13 protein-coding genes are annotated in these 14344 nt (G+C 64.4%); 5 read left to right on the top strand and 8 right to left on the bottom strand.

The annotated features are described in order from the left end of the window. Positions 1-97 precede the first annotated feature (97 nt). The 7 genes from ACVI1L_RS27320 to ACVI1L_RS27290 all read right to left on the bottom strand — a co-directional run bounded on the left by ACVI1L_RS27320 (position 98) and on the right by ACVI1L_RS27290 (position 8352). Positions 98-1621, bottom strand: a complete 1524-nt coding sequence (locus ACVI1L_RS27320) for a UxaA family hydrolase (RefSeq protein ID WP_456784312.1) — start codon at positions 1619-1621, stop codon at positions 98-100. Between the two features lie 198 nt (positions 1622-1819). Continuing rightward, positions 1820-2596 carry an HpcH/HpaI aldolase family protein gene (locus tag ACVI1L_RS27315; RefSeq protein ID WP_018270573.1) on the bottom strand — a complete coding sequence of 259 codons (777 nt, stop codon included), beginning with the start codon at positions 2594-2596 and terminating at the stop codon, positions 1820-1822. 40 nt (positions 2597-2636) lie between these two features. Then, complete coding sequence (locus ACVI1L_RS27310) at positions 2637-3722, bottom strand: malate/lactate/ureidoglycolate dehydrogenase (protein ID WP_456784311.1); 1086 nt, start codon at positions 3720-3722, stop codon at positions 2637-2639. A gap of 36 nt (positions 3723-3758) precedes the next feature. Then, complete coding sequence (locus ACVI1L_RS27305) at positions 3759-4487, bottom strand: ABC transporter ATP-binding protein (RefSeq protein WP_057015754.1); 729 nt, start codon at positions 4485-4487, stop codon at positions 3759-3761. Further along, positions 4487-6259: a branched-chain amino acid ABC transporter ATP-binding protein/permease gene (locus ACVI1L_RS27300; RefSeq protein ID WP_141339479.1), complete on the bottom strand. Its 1773-nt coding sequence runs from the start codon at positions 6257-6259 to the stop codon at positions 4487-4489. Before ACVI1L_RS27300 ends, ACVI1L_RS27305 begins: the two co-directional genes overlap by 1 nt. Continuing rightward, positions 6256-7131 (bottom strand): branched-chain amino acid ABC transporter permease, encoded by an 876-nt coding sequence (locus tag ACVI1L_RS27295; protein WP_016841141.1) that lies wholly within the window; start codon positions 7129-7131, stop codon positions 6256-6258. The genes ACVI1L_RS27300 and ACVI1L_RS27295 overlap by 4 nt, the downstream gene beginning before the upstream one ends. Before the next feature lie 75 nt (positions 7132-7206). Next, positions 7207-8352: an ABC transporter substrate-binding protein gene (locus ACVI1L_RS27290; RefSeq protein ID WP_028331737.1), complete on the bottom strand. Its 1146-nt coding sequence runs from the start codon at positions 8350-8352 to the stop codon at positions 7207-7209. Between the two features lie 289 nt (positions 8353-8641). On the opposite strand from ACVI1L_RS27290, the gene ACVI1L_RS27285 reads away from it, so the two are divergent. Next, the gene (locus tag ACVI1L_RS27285; protein WP_076832993.1) at positions 8642-9637 is read left to right on the top strand and encodes a GntR family transcriptional regulator; all 996 of its coding nucleotides are present in this window, start codon (positions 8642-8644) and stop codon (positions 9635-9637) included. Between the two features lie 25 nt (positions 9638-9662). Here ACVI1L_RS27285 and hpaR read toward each other — a convergent pair whose 3' ends face one another. Then, positions 9663-10196 carry a homoprotocatechuate degradation operon regulator HpaR gene (hpaR, locus tag ACVI1L_RS27280; protein ID WP_057015717.1) on the bottom strand — a complete coding sequence of 178 codons (534 nt, stop codon included), beginning with the start codon at positions 10194-10196 and terminating at the stop codon, positions 9663-9665. 110 nt (positions 10197-10306) lie between these two features. On the opposite strand from hpaR, the gene hpaH reads away from it, so the two are divergent. The 4 genes from hpaH (at position 10307) to hpaD (ending at position 14161) form a co-directional block, all read left to right on the top strand. After that, positions 10307-11113, top strand: coding sequence for a 2-oxo-hept-4-ene-1,7-dioate hydratase (gene hpaH / locus ACVI1L_RS27275; RefSeq protein ID WP_141339477.1), 807 nt, complete (start codon positions 10307-10309; stop codon positions 11111-11113). A 21-nt stretch (positions 11114-11134) separates the two neighbouring features. Further along, positions 11135-11533: a 5-carboxymethyl-2-hydroxymuconate Delta-isomerase gene (locus ACVI1L_RS27270; protein ID WP_076832987.1), complete on the top strand. Its 399-nt coding sequence runs from the start codon at positions 11135-11137 to the stop codon at positions 11531-11533. Continuing rightward, entirely contained in the window at positions 11526-13070 is a 1545-nt protein-coding gene (hpaE, locus tag ACVI1L_RS27265) for a 5-carboxymethyl-2-hydroxymuconate semialdehyde dehydrogenase (protein WP_456784310.1), read from the top strand. Before ACVI1L_RS27270 ends, hpaE begins: the two co-directional genes overlap by 8 nt. A 107-nt stretch (positions 13071-13177) precedes the next feature. Next, positions 13178-14161, top strand: coding sequence for a 3,4-dihydroxyphenylacetate 2,3-dioxygenase (gene hpaD, locus ACVI1L_RS27260; protein ID WP_057015721.1), 984 nt, complete (start codon positions 13178-13180; stop codon positions 14159-14161). The last annotated feature ends 183 nt before the right edge of the window (positions 14162-14344 follow it).

Here is a 14344-nt window from a genome sequence, read left to right as displayed (position 1 = left end):
GATGGCAGACGCCTCGCACATCACTACGGCCGGTGGTTATGGGTCCCAGCTTTCGCAGGGACGACGGCGGAGTAAAAGGCTAGATCGTGGCCCAATTCTACATCGTCGCGCCGAGCACCCACGGCGCGAATTCGGCGCCGCCGAAGTCAAAGCTCTCGCTCTTGGTCGGCTGGCCCGAGGCGGTCTTGAGGATGAGGTCGAAGATGCGCTGGCCGCATTCCTGCACGCTCTCCTCGCCGTCGAGGATGGTGCCGCAGTTGACGTCCATGTCGTCTTCCATCCGCTTGAACATCGGCGTGTTGGTGGCGAGCTTGATCGACGGCGCCGGCTTGCAGCCGAACACGCTGCCGCGGCCGGTGGTGAAGCAGACGAGGTTGGCGCCGCCCGCGACCTGCCCGGTCGCGGCGACCGGGTCGTAGCCGGGCGTGTCCATGAACACAAAGCCCTTCTTGGTGACGGGCTCGGCGTAGTTGAGGACGTCGACGAGGTTGGTGCTGCCGGCCTTGGCCATCGCGCCCAGCGACTTCTCAAGGATGGTGGTGAGACCGCCGGCCTTGTTGCCCGGGCTCGGATTGGCGTTCATTTCGGCGCCCTCACGCTGGGTGTACTCCTCCCACCAGCGCATCAGGCCGACCAGCTTCTCGCCGACCTCGCGGCTGACGGCGCGGCGAGTCAGAAGATGCTCCGCGCCATAGGTCTCGGGCGTCTCCGAGAGGATCACGGTGCCGCCGTGACGGACCAGCAAATCGCTCGCCGCGCCGAGCGCCGGATTGGCAGATACGCCGGAGTAACCATCCGAGCCACCGCATTGCAGCGCCACGGTGAGTTCGCACGCCGGCACCGCCTCGCGCTTGACCTTGTTGGCATCGGCGAGCGCCTCCTTCACGAAGGCAACGCCGGCTTCCACCGTCTTGCGGGTGCCGCCGACCTCCTGGATGTCCATCGCGCGGAGGCGGCCGGCGAGCTTCTGCTCCTGCATCAGGCCGCCGATCTGGTTCACCTCGCAGCCGAGGCCGAGCACGATGACGTTGGAGAAATTGACGTGCCGCGCATAGCCGCCGAGCGTGCGGCGGAGCAGCGCCAAGGGCTCGTCCTGGGTCATGCCGCAGCCGGTCTTGTGGGTCAGCGCGACGACGCCGTCGACATTCGGGTAATCGGCGAGCGGATTGTCGCCGGTGAACGGATTCTTCTTGAACATGTCGGCCACGATGCCGGCGACATGGGCACTGCAGTTCACCGAGGTGAGGATGCCGATATAGTTGCGGGTCGCGACGCGGCCGTCGGCGCGGCGGATGCCTTCGAACGTCGCCGGCAGATCGAAGTTCGGCACCGGCTTGACGTCGACGCCATAGGCATAGTCCTTGGCGAAATCACCCATGCCGCAGTTCTGCGTATGTACGTGCTGGCCGGGCGCGATCGGCTGGGTCGCAAAGCCGATAATCTGGCCGTAGCGCCGGATCGGCTCGCCTTGCGCGATCGGCTTGATCGCGACCTTGTGGCCCGCGGGGATCCGATCGACCGTCGTGACGCCCTCAGTCACCTCAAGCCCCGGCGGCAGGCTCGCGCGCGCGATCAGGACGCTGTCGTCGGCGTGCAGGCGGATCACTTGTGCCGAGGCCATCGGAGTTCTCCTTTGGAGTTAGTCACCTCTCCCCGTCCTTTACGGGGAGAGGTCGAATTCTCGCACAGCGACAATTCGGGTGAGGGGCGACGCACGTTGCCAATTAAAAAGACGGTGCTAGCCGGATAGAGCCCCTCACCCCAACCCTCTCCCCGCAAAAGCAGGGCGAGGGAGCAGAGCTAACATCGCGGACAGAGCTTACGCCTTGCCGCCGGACTTTTCGCGGGTCGCGTTGACCTGCATCTTGGCGTAGACCTGCATCAGGCCGACCTCGTTCGATAGCGTCACGAGCTTGAAGCCCATGTTGATCGCGCGCACCGCGCCTTCGGCGCCCGAGCAGTGGATGCCCGGATTGAGACCGCGCTTGCCGCATTCCTTGATGATCTTCTCGTAGATCTTGAGGATCTCCGGCTCATCGCGATCGAGCTTCGGCACCAGGCCGTAGGAGAAGCCGAGATCGGACGGGCCGATATACACGCCATCGATGCCTTCGACATCGAGGATCGCTTCCATGTTCTCGACCGCGGTCTTGGTCTCCATCATCGGCAGCAGCACGATCTCGTCGTTGGCGGTCTGCTGATAGGTGCCGGCCGAGCCGTACATGCCGGCGCGGATCGGGCCGTTGGAGCGCACGCCCTTCGGCGGATATTTTGCGTAGGAGACGAGGTTCTTGGCTTCCTGCGGTGTGTTGACCATCGGGCAGATCACGCCATAGGCGCCGCCGTCCAGCACCTTGCCGATGATGCCGGGCTCATTCCAGGGTACGCGGACCATCGGAGTGACCGGATGGGCGTGCATCGACTGGAAGCACTGCACCATCGATTGATAATCCTGCACACCGTGCTGCATGTCGACGGTGACGCTGTCGAAGCCGCATTGCGCGATCACTTCGGCCGAGAATCCCGAGGGGATCGCGAGCCACGCGTTCACCACCGCTTTGCCCGATGCCCAGACTTGCTTGACCTTGTTTGCCATTGATCGCGTTTCCCTTTGCGGTTTATTGGAGGACGAGCCTTCAGCTGGTCGCCCGCTGGATAGAAACTTCGCTGACGCCGACTTCGCGCGCGGTATTCACTATCGCCGCCCACGTATCGTCAGGCAAGGGGATGCCATTCCTGGTGCGATCGGCACGGGTTTTCCGCTCCGGATCGCCTGGAACCAGCACGGAATCCGTGCCCGCGATCGGCTTGGTGGCGCGGATGAAATCGGTGTAGCGGGTGATTTCTCCATCGAAGAAATTGCTGGTGTCGATCACCTTGGGGTCGATGTAGAACGCCATCATGCCGTTGGCGAAGCGCCGGTCCGACGACGTCGCGCCGGTGCCGGTCAGCGCGCCGCCCAGCAGTTCGCAGATGAAGGCGAGACCCGAGCCCTTGTGATCGCCGAAGGCGCGGATCGCGCCAGTTCCCTTGGTGTGGTCGCGCGGTCCGTCCGGCGTGTACGGCCCATACAGCACGTGGGGATCCTCGCTCAGCGTGCCGTCGGCATCGACGAGCGCTCCGATCGGCAGCTTCTTGCCGCCGCGGCTTGCCACCAGGCACTTGCCCTCGGCGACAACCGAGGTCGCAAAATCGAGCACGATCGGATCCTGGCCCTGACGTGGAATGCCGACGCAATACGGCGCCGTGGACAGGCGCTTCTCGACGCCGCCGTAAGGCGCAACCAGCAGCGAGCCGGCCGCGGTCACGAAATGAATTGAAACAAGACCTTCGGCGGCGGCCATCTCGGCCCAGTCGCCGACGCGGCCGAGATGACCGGAGTTGCGCAGCGCGACCGCGGCGAGCCCCGCCTTCTTGCACTTCTCGATGCCGAGTCTGACCGCAACCGGCGTGACGGTCTGGCCATAGCCGAACTTGCCGTCGACCACCGCGAGCGATGGCGTGTCGACCACCACCTCGGGAGTCTGGTTCGGCACGATCGAGCCCATCTTCTTCCACCTGACATAAACCGGCACGCGGATCACGCCGTGGCTGTCATGACCTGTAAGATTCGCGGTCGTCAGATAGGTCGCGATGCGCTTCGCCTCTTCCGGAGAGGACTCCGAATGGGAAAACACCTCGGACACGAAGTTGATGAGGTTATCGACCTTGATGGTGACCATGAAAAACCAGCTCGCTCAGTAAAGCACGGGACGTTGTCAGGCGTGGGTTTTGGCGTGGCCGCCGAGATAGGCCGCGGCGATAGCCTCATTGCCCCACAATTCGTCGGGCTTGCCGCCCAGCACGATCCGCCCCGTTTCCAGGACAAAGCCATGATCGGCGACCGAAAGTCCCATGCGCGCATTTTGCTCGACGAGCAAGACCGTGGTGTCCTTCCTGATCTGCGAAATGATGCGGAACACCGCCTGCACGATCACAGGCGCCAGCCCGAGCGACGGTTCGTCGAGCAGCAGCAGCCGCGGCTTGGCCATCAGGCCGCGCGCCACCGCGACCATCTGCAGCTGGCCGCCGGACAGCGTCCAGCCGAGCGCGTTGGAAAAGGCGCGGATGTCCGGGAACAGATCGAACATCGCGTCGGCCTCGCGCGAGATCTGCGACGCCGGCACCTTCCGGTTCGATGCGCCGAGCATGATGTTCTCTTTCACGGTGAGGCCCGGAAACACGCGGCGGCCTTCCGGCACGTGCGAGATGCCGAGCCGGACGATCGCTTCGGGCCCGAGGCCCGCGATCGAGTGGCCGTCGAACATAATGTCGCCGGAGGCGGGCTTGGCGAGGCCTGAGATCGCGCGCAGCGTGGTCGACTTGCCGGCGCCGTTGGCGCCGAGCAGCGTGACCACCTGGCCCTGCTCCACGGCGATGGTGACGCCGCGCAGCGCCTCGATCTCGCCGTAGCGGACCACGAGATTACGGATTTCGAGCAGCGGCATCATTCGCTCCCGAGATAGGCGGAGACGACGTCGGGATGGCGCAGCACCGCCATCGACTCGCCGTCCGCGATGCGGCGTCCGAAGTTCAGCACGGTGATGTGCTGGGCCGCTTCCGACACCAGCGTCATGTCGTGATCGATGATCAGGATGGTGAGGCCCTGGGCTGCGATGCGCTTGAGCAGCTCATGCAGCTCCAGCTTCTCGGTCGAGTTGAGACCGGCCGCCGGCTCGTCGAGCAGCAGCAGCGTCGGGTTCGACGCCAGCGCCCGCGCGATCTCGATCAGGCGCTGGTGGCCGTAGGAGAAGCTCGAGATCAATTCGTTGGCGCGGTTGCCGAGCCCGACGAAGGTCAGCGCCTCCATCGCGCGCTCCGTCAGCGCGTCCTCGCCCTTCCCGATCATGGTGTTGCCGGGCCGCTCGGCGCCGATCTCGACATTCTCCAGCGCGGTCATCGAACGGAACAGGCGGATGTTCTGGAAGGTGCGTCCGAGGCCGGCCGCCGTGCGCTGATGCGGCGCCATGTTGGTGATGTCGGTGCCGTCGAGCACGATCCTGCCCGCGGTCGCCTTGTAGAGCCCGGACAGCACGTTCAGCGTCGTGGTCTTGCCGGAGCCGTTGGGCCCGATCAGCGCATGCACGCTGCCGCGCTTCACCGCGATATCGACGCCGTCGACCGCCTTGAGGCCGCCAAAGTGCTTCGACAGCCCGGTCACTTCGAGCACGATGTCGCCGCCTGACGTCGCCGGCTTGAGCTGCAAGGCCGCCGCGGCCGGCGGCGCCTTGGTGTGCGCACGCCAGCGCGTGAATGCGTCCGACACAAAACCCCAGATGCCGTCGGGCATGAAGCGGATGATCAGGATTACGAACAGGCCGTAGATCGCCAGATAAAGTCCCGGCACGCTCTTGAGGAAGCGCAGCCATTCCGGGATCAGGATCAGGAGGCCCGTACCGATCACCGAGCCAATCGGCGAGGCCACGCCGCCGAGCAGCGACATGGTCAGGAACACGATCGATTCCGCGAACGAGAACTGGTCCGGGCTGACATAGGCGAAGCCGCCGGCGAACAGGCCACCGGCCAGACCGCCGAGCAACGCGCACAGGCCGAAGGCGTAGATCTTGGTGCGGAACACGTCGATGCCATTGACGCCCGCCGCAAGCTCGTTGTCGCGCACCGCGCGCATGGCGCGGCCGAGCTTGGTATCAGGCAGATGCCAGACCAGATAACCGACGATCGCGAGCATCGCGACGCAGAAGGCCAGGTAGCTCTGCGAGGACTGGAACAGCTCCGGCCGGCGAATGTTGGCGACGCCGTCCGGCCCGTGGGTCACGCCGATGGCATTGATCATCACCAGCGTCACGATCTGCTGGAACGAGATCGTCACCATCGCAAGGTAGTGCCCGCCGAGCCGCAGCGTCGACATGCCGAGGAACGCGCCGGCGATCAGCGTGATCGCGCAGGCGCCAACCAGGCAGAGCCAGAAGTTCAGGTGCAGGTCCGCGGTGCCGAGCCCGACCACATAGGCGCCAAAGCCGAAGAACGCGGCCTGCGCCAGGTTGATCTGGCCGCACAGGCCGAGCACGACCGACAGCCCGAACACCGCGATCGAGAAGGTCGTGGCCTGCAGCAGGATGTTGAGGATGTACCCGTCGAACCGCATGCCGGCGGCGAGCGCCACCAGCACCGCGGCGCCGATGAAATACGGCAGATGACGGATGATCAGCGGCTTCGAGCGCACGGCCGGCGCGGGGATCATGTTGTCGGTGGCGCTCATGCTTTCTCCGCGACGCGTTCGCCGAAGATGCCCTGCGGCCGGAACACCAGGAAAGCGATCAGCACCAGGAAGGCAAAGCCGTCCTTGTACGGCACCGAAATATAGGCGGCGCCGAACGTCTCGATGACGCCGAGCGCGAGGCCACCGACGATGGCGCCGGCAACGTCACCGAAGCCGCCGATGATGGTCGCGGCAAACGCCTTCAGCGCAATCGTCGAGCCCATCTGGATCGAGACGAACAGCACCGGCGCCACCAGGATGCCGGCGAGACCGCCGAGCACGGCCGAATAGATGAAGGTGATCATGATCATGGTGGAAACGGAAATGCCGAGCAGCGAGGCCATTTCCTTATCCTGCGAGGTCGCCTGCAACTTCTTGCCGAGCAGCGTCTTCTCGAAGAACCAAAAATTGAACAGCACCAGGAGGATCGTGACGCCGATGATCAGAAGATACTGGCTGTCGAGATAGACCGGGCCGAGCTGGATGCCGGGCGTATCGAACCAGCCCTGCAGCACCTGCGGCTGCGGGCCGTAGATCGCAAGCACCGAGTTCGACAGCAGGATCGAGGCGCCGATGGTGGCGATGATCACGGGCAGATAGGTGCGATTGCGCAGCGGATAATAGACGCCGAGATTGAAGATGACGCCGAACAACGCCATGCCGGCGAGCGCGATCAGGAACGACAGCCAGTAAGGCCAGCCGAGATCGACCGAGAACACCACCATCAGATAGGCGGCGACCATCGAGAACTCGCCTTGCGCGAAGTTCACCACGTTGGTGGCACGGAAGATCAGCACGAAACCGAGCGCGACCAGCGCGTAGACCGCGCCGATGCCGATGCCGGTAAAGAGCAGTTGGAGGACGAGATCCATGACGAGCGCTCGATCTGAGAATTGTGTCGCGGGCGAACGGCCTCTCCGAGGTGGCCTGGAGAGGCCGAACCGCTATCAATCGTTGAAGTCGATATGCTTGTCGTAGACGATCTTGCCCTTGTCGTTCTTCACGACATTGTAGCCGTGCAGACCGTCGCCGTTCTTGTCGAAATTGTACTCGCCCTCGGCGCCGGCGAACTTCTGCGTCGCGAGGATGGCGTCGCGGATCTTGTTCGGATCGGTCGAGCCGGCCTTGTTGATCGCCGCCGACAGGATGGTGATCGCATCGTACGGCCAGGCGCTCTGGTTGTCGGGCGCGGTCTTGTAGGCATCGCGATAGGCCTTGCCGAACGCCTTCGCCGCATCGCTTGAATCCTCGGCGAAGTCGGCGACGCCGTAGGTGTTGAACAGCGCGGGGCCGGCGAGCTTGGTCGAGGAGACCGCCACCACCGAGGGCGAGCCGACCCAGGGAATGTTGACGCCGAGCTGGCGCAGCTGCCGGGCAAAGATGCCGAGATCGTTCTCGAAGGTGAAGTAGGTGCCGAGCACGTCAGCGCCGGACTGCTTCACGGCCAGTACGACCGGGGTGAAGTCCTGACTCTGATTGGCATAGCCCTGGTCGAGCACCGGCGGCGCGCCGAGCTTGGTCAGCGCTTCCGAGAGCGCCTTGCCGCCCGCCGTGCCGAAGGCGTCGGTCGAATGCACGATCGCCCATTTCTTCTTTCCGAGCGTATTGACGCCGAAGTCGGCGATCACGCGGCCGGAATAATTGTCGTTCGGACGGAAGCGGAACAGCCAGGGATTGCCGGAATGGGTGAGGTCGGGATTGGTGCCGCCGATCATCACCGGCTTGCCGACCTTGATCACGTCGGGCGCCATCGCCTGCACCTGGGTCGAGCGGATCGAGCCGAGGAAGGCGACGATGTCGGATTGCGCGGCGAGCTTGGAGAATGCCAGCACGATGCCCGGATTGGTGGTCTGATCGTCCTCGATGACGAGTTCGACCTGCTTGCCGAGCACGCCGCCGGCCTTGTTGACCGCGGCCAGCGCCAGCTTGGCGCCGTTCTGGGCCCACAGCCCCTGCTCCGCCGCGGGTCCGGTCACCGGCACGCACATGCCGATCTTGATCGTCGCACCCTGCGCCCAAGCGCTGCGCATCAGCGCGGGTGCAGCGAGACCTGCCGCCAAACCAGCGGAAAACTCACGTCTCGTCAGTTTCATTCCATCCTCCCTGTGATGCGCCGAACTTGCTGTCGGCTGCGTTGAGACGAGCTGACGCGTCGATCTGTTGGCCCGTTCGCAGCCATCAAACGGCGCGACGAGCAAACGTGAGCACCGCTGCAGCGCACAAGCCGTGCAACGGCGACCATCAATCTGGCGCTTGACCCAGCTAAACATGATTGCACATTGCACGCAATAGTCAAAAGTTCGCTGGCAGAGGTGCGTAAATGCCTGCTACGAGCGACCATGACGCGATCACGTGATAGTGTGGCCAGCGGGCAGCCATTCCATGTCGATTCCACGAGCGAAATCGCAGACCAGACGAAAACAGCCGGCCTACGCGCTGATCAAGAGCGCATTGGCAAAGCACATCCGCGCCGGTCACGTGCCGCCTGGCACGGTCCTTTCCGAATCGGCGATCGCGACCTTGTTCGGCTCCAGCCGCTCTCCGGTGCGGCAAGCTTTTGAACAGCTCGAGCATATCGGCCTGGTGCGGCGGTTCGACGGTCGCGGCGTCATCGCCGGCAAGCGCAAGGTCGACCCTCGGCGCGTCCCGATCACACCGGAAATGTTTGGGCTGACCGACGGCCCCGTCGATGCCGTGCGCAGCGACGCCTGGGATACGCTCTACTACAAGCTCGAACGTGAGATCATTTACCGGTCGCTGTTCGGACGCTTCCGCGTCAGCGAGCTCGCATTGGCGCGGCATTTCCGGGTGGGGCGCACGGTGGCGCGCAACCTGCTGCTGCGCGCGCAGGCGATCGGCATCCTCGAGAAGGGCGCCAAGGCGCACTGGTACGTGGTGCCGTTGGACGAGGACCGCCTACGCGACATCTTCGAGGTGCGCGCAACGCTCGAGCCGCTGCTCCTCAAATCCGCGACGGCGACAATTCCTGCCGCCCTGCTCGACCGTATGGCGGAGCGGCTGCGCGAGGGGATCCAGCACCGCGACCGCGTCGGCGTCGGCGAACTCGATGAGATCGAAGGCGACCTCCATATCCGCTGCCTGGGTTACGGCGCCAATCGCGAGATGATCGAAGCCCTCAAGCGCACCCACTGCGCTTTCGTGATCGGCAAGCACATTCAGGTCGCCCTGACCGCGCCGCAGATCGATTCCTTCATGGACGAGCATCTGGTGATCATCGAGGCCTTGCGCACGCGTGACGGCGACGCGGCGGCAGCCATCTTGCGCCGCCATATCGAATGGTCCCACTCGAAGGTCGCGGGCTGGATTGCCGAATTCCGCGCCATCAACGTGATTTCGCGCGTGCCCTACATGGCCTGAGCGCGAATGCCGCGCATGATCGAAGCTACTCGTCAGCCTCGACCTCGGCGTCATCGGACGAGCCCATTCCGGCCAGGCTCGCTTCGAGCGCGCCCAGCATCTCCTGCAATTCGGCAAGCTTGCGCGCCCCGAAGCGCCGGGTGATCTCGGCATAGATCGTCTCCGACGTCGGCGCCACTGCCTCGATCAGCTTCAACCCCTTGGCGGAGATCGAAACCACTGCGCGCCGCGCGTCGTTCTCCGCTGCCTTGCGCTCGATCAACGCGCGGCCCTCGAGATCGCGAAGGATTCGCGACAGGCTCGGGCCGAGCAGAAACGCCATGCGGGCGAGTTCGGTGACCTCGATCTCGTCGACCGCGGTGAGCGCGCGCAGGATCCGCCATTGCTGCTCGGTCAGCCCGTGATTGCGCAGCGACGGACGGAATTGCCGCATCACCGCCTCGCGGGCGCGAAGCAGCGACATCGGCAGCGAGCGCGAGAACTCGCGCATCGGGGTCCGTCGCGCCGCCACGTCCTCGCCCTGCCCCGGCCGAATGTCGTTCGAATTTTTGCGCGCCATTACCTAATCCTGCGCAACGAAATTTTGCGTTGCAACATGCCTTGATTCAGTTTGCGGGAATTCACTTAACATGTTAATCATCTCCCGACATCCACTTTTGTGTAGCACGCATGGCCCTCTCCAAGGACGATATCCGCGCTGCCGCCGAACGGCTCGACGGCGCGGAAAAGACCCGCAAGCAAATCCGCCAGCTCTCGCTGGAATACCCCCGCATCACCCTCGAAGACGCCTACGCGATTCAGAAGGCCTGGGTCGAGATGAAGGTGGCGCAGGGCCGCGTCGTCAAGGGCCACAAGATCGGCCTGACCTCGAAGGCGATGCAGAGCGCGCTCAATATCGACGAGCCCGATTCCGGAATCCTGCTCGACGACATGTTCTTCGCCGATGGCGGCCTGGTCCCGACCGACCGCTTCATCGCCACCCGCGTCGAGGCCGAGCTTGCCTTCGTGATGAAGCATCGCCTGACCGGGCCGAACTGCACACTGTTCGATGTGCTGAACGCGACCGATTTCGTGGTACCGGCGCTGGAGATCCTGGATACCAGGGTCGAGCGCGTCGATCCCGAGACCAAGGCGACCCGCAAGATCTTCGACACCATCGCCGACAACGCCGCCAATGCCGGCATCGTGCTCGGCGGCCGGCCGATCCGCCCGCTGGACGCCGACCTGCGCTGGATCGGCGCGCTGTGCTTCCGAAATGGCCAGCTCGAGGAAACCGGCCTGGCCGCCGGCGTGTTGAATCATCCGGCGACCGCGGTGGCGTGGCTCGCCAACAAGATCGCGCCGAACGGGCTGGCGTTGGAAGCCGGCCAGGTCGTGCTGGCGGGCTCCTTCATCCGTCCGATCGAGACCCGCAAGGGCGACACCATCCAGGCCGACTACGGACCGTATGGTTCCGTAAGCTGCTACTTCGCCTGACGCCTTCAGCAGGAGCGCTGCATGCCGCATTTCACGCTTGAATACTCTGCCAATCTCGACGATCTGGTCGACATGGGCGCGACGGTCGAACTGGTCCGCAAGGCCGCGGTCGAGACCGGCATCTTCCCGCTCGGCGGCATCCGCGTCCGTGCCGTCAGATGCGAGCACTACGCGATCGCCGACGGCCGCAAGAATTACGGTTTCCTCGACATGGTGCTGCGGCTCGGCGAAGGCCGCGATCTCGCCACCCGCAAGAAGGCCGGCGAGTACATCTTCAAGGCGCTATCGGCTCATCTCGATCCGGTCTTCGCCAACAGCAAATTCGCGTTGTCGTTCGACATGCAGATCAACGACAAGGAAACTAGCTGGAAACGCAACAACATCCACGACGCACTGAAGGTGGAGACGGTCAATGGATAAAGCGACAGCGAAATCGCCAGCCGACGTGTTCCAGGCCAACCGCGATCGCGCCGGCCCGCTGCTTGCAAGCTTGAAAGCCGAAGGCATCGGCCATGTGATCGACGGCAAGATCGTGCCGGCGGCCTCCGGCCAGACCTTCGAGACGAGATCGCCGATTGACGGCACGGTGCTGGCGACGGTCGCACGCGGCAATGCCGAGGATATCGACCGTGCCGCAACCGCGGCGTCCAAGGCCTTCAAGACCTGGCGCGACATGCCGGCGGCGCAGCGGCGCAAACTGCTGCATCGCGTCGCCGATGCGATCGAGGCGCGCGCCGACGACATCGCCGTGCTCGAATGCATCGACACCGGCCAGGCGCACCGCTTCATGGCCAAGGCCGCGATCCGCGCCGCGGAGAATTTCCGCTTCTTCGCCGACAAATGCGGCGAGGCCCGCGACGGTCTCAACACGCCTTCGGACGAGCACTGGAACATCTCGACCCGCGTGCCGATCGGCCCGGTCGGCGTGATCACGCCGTGGAATACGCCGTTCATGCTCTCGACCTGGAAGATCGCGCCGGCGCTCGCGGCCGGCTGCACCGTGGTGCACAAGCCGGCGGAATGGTCGCCCGTCACCGCCGATCTGCTGGTCAAACTCGCAAAACAGGCCGGCATCCCCGACGGCGTGCTCAACACCGTGCATGGTTTCGGCGAAGAGGCCGGCAAGGCGCTGACCGAGCACCCCGCCATCAAGGCGATCGGCTTCGTCGGCGAGAGCGCGACGGGCTCAGCGATCATGGCGCAGGGCGCGCCGACCTTGAAGCGGGTGCATTTCGAGCTCGGCGGCAAGAACCCGGTGATCGTATTCGATGATGCCGATCTCGATCGCGCGCTCGATGCCGTCGTGTTCATGATCTACTCGCTCAATGGCGAGCGCTGCACGTCGTCGAGCCGGCTGCTGGTTCAGGAGAGCGTCGCCGGCAAGTTCATCGAGAAGCTGACCCAACGCGTAAAGGCGCTCAAGGTTGGCCATCCCCTCGATCCCGCCACCGAGATCGGGCCGCTGATCCATGAGCGGCATCTCGCCAAGGTGTGCAGCTATTTCGACGTCGCCAAGAAGGACGGCGCCACGATCGCGGTCGGCGGCAAGCCGCATGACGGTCCTGGCGGCGGCCACTATGTGCAGCCGACGCTGGTGACCGGCGCGAACGCAAAAATGCGCGTCGCGCAGGAGGAGGTGTTCGGCCCGTTCCTGACCGTGATCCCGTTCAAGGACGAAGCTGACGCCATCGAGATCGCCAACGGCGTGCAGTACGGCCTGACCGGCTATGTCTGGACCGGCGACATGGGCCGCGCGCTGCGCGTGGCGGATGCGCTGGAAGCCGGCATGATCTGGCTCAATTCGGAGAACGTCCGCCATCTGCCGACCCCGTTCGGCGGCATGAAGTCGTCAGGCATCGGCCGCGACGGCGGCGACTACTCGTTCGACTTCTACATGGAAACCAAGCACGTCTCGCTCGCGCGCGGGACGCACAAGATTCAGAAACTGGGAATTTAGCCAGCCGTCGTTCCGGGGCGATGCGCAGCATCGAACCCGGAACCTCGAGATTCCGGGTTCTCGCTTCGCGAGCCCCGGAATGACGATAGAATTGAGGGGAAACACCGATGCCCGTTCCAACGCACGTTTTCGATCCGCCGTTCAACATCATCCGCTGCAGCCATGCCGTGCTCGACGTCACGAATCTCGACAAGAGCGCCGCCTTCTACGAGAAGACGGTCGGCCTCCACATCGAGAACCGCGACGACAAGTCGGTGTATCTGCGCGCCAGCGAGGAGCACCAGCATCACTCGGTGGTGCTGCGCAAGGCGCCGAAGGCGGCCTGCAACCGGCTTGGCTTCAAGGTCGGCAACGACGGCGACCTCGACAAGGCCGCCGCCTTCTTCTCCGAGAACGGCATCGCCTACGCTTTCGTCGACCAGCCGTTCCAGGGCCGCACCCTGCAATTCACCGATCCGTTCGGCTTCCAGATCGAGCTTTACGCTACGATGGAGAAGCGCCCCCATCTCTTGCGGCGCTACGATCTCTACAAGGGCTGCCATCCGCAGCGGCTCGACCATTTCAACGTGTTCGCCGCCGAGGTGCAGGACACAGTCGATTTCTACGCCCGGCTCGGCTTCCGCCTCACCGAATATGCCGAGGAGGACGGCGACAACGGCCGCATCGCAGCCGCCTGGATGCACCGCAAGGGCAATGTCCACGACTTCGCCATCACCAACGGCCGCGGCCCGCGCCTGCACCACATCGCCTATTGGGTACCGACCGCGATGAACATCGTGCATCTCTGCGACGTGATGGCCTCCTCCGGCTACCTCAAGAACATCGAGCGCGGCCCTGGCCGGCACGGCATCTCCAACGCCTTCTTCCTGTACATCCGCGATCCCGACGGCCACCGCATCGAGCTCTACACCAGCGATTATTTCACCGGCGATCACGACCATGAGCCGCTGCGCTGGTCGCTGCGCGATCCGCGCCGCCAGACGCTGTGGGGCGCGCCGGCGCCGCGCTCCTGGTTCGAGGAAGGCTCGACCTTCGCCGGCCAAGCGGTGCGCGAGCCGCGCTTCGTCGCCGACGTGCTGGTCGCGGACTAGTGCGCGCCTTCCTCCTCACGTCGTCCCTGCTTTCGCACTAGCGTGTCTACACGGTTTTGGGGCGCGACAGATTGACTCGGTGCAGCAAGAAGTGGCGTCTCTGCAGCATGTTGTATGATTCTCTCACTGGCGCTTTGATTCGAAGGAGCGCCAGCGATGCAGCCGGATTTGTCTTTGGGTGAG

It is taken from the genome of Bradyrhizobium sp. USDA 4516, from assembly GCF_054055915.1.
Note: the sequence above shows the minus strand (reverse complement) of the source record. Positions and strands in the feature narration are given on the sequence as shown.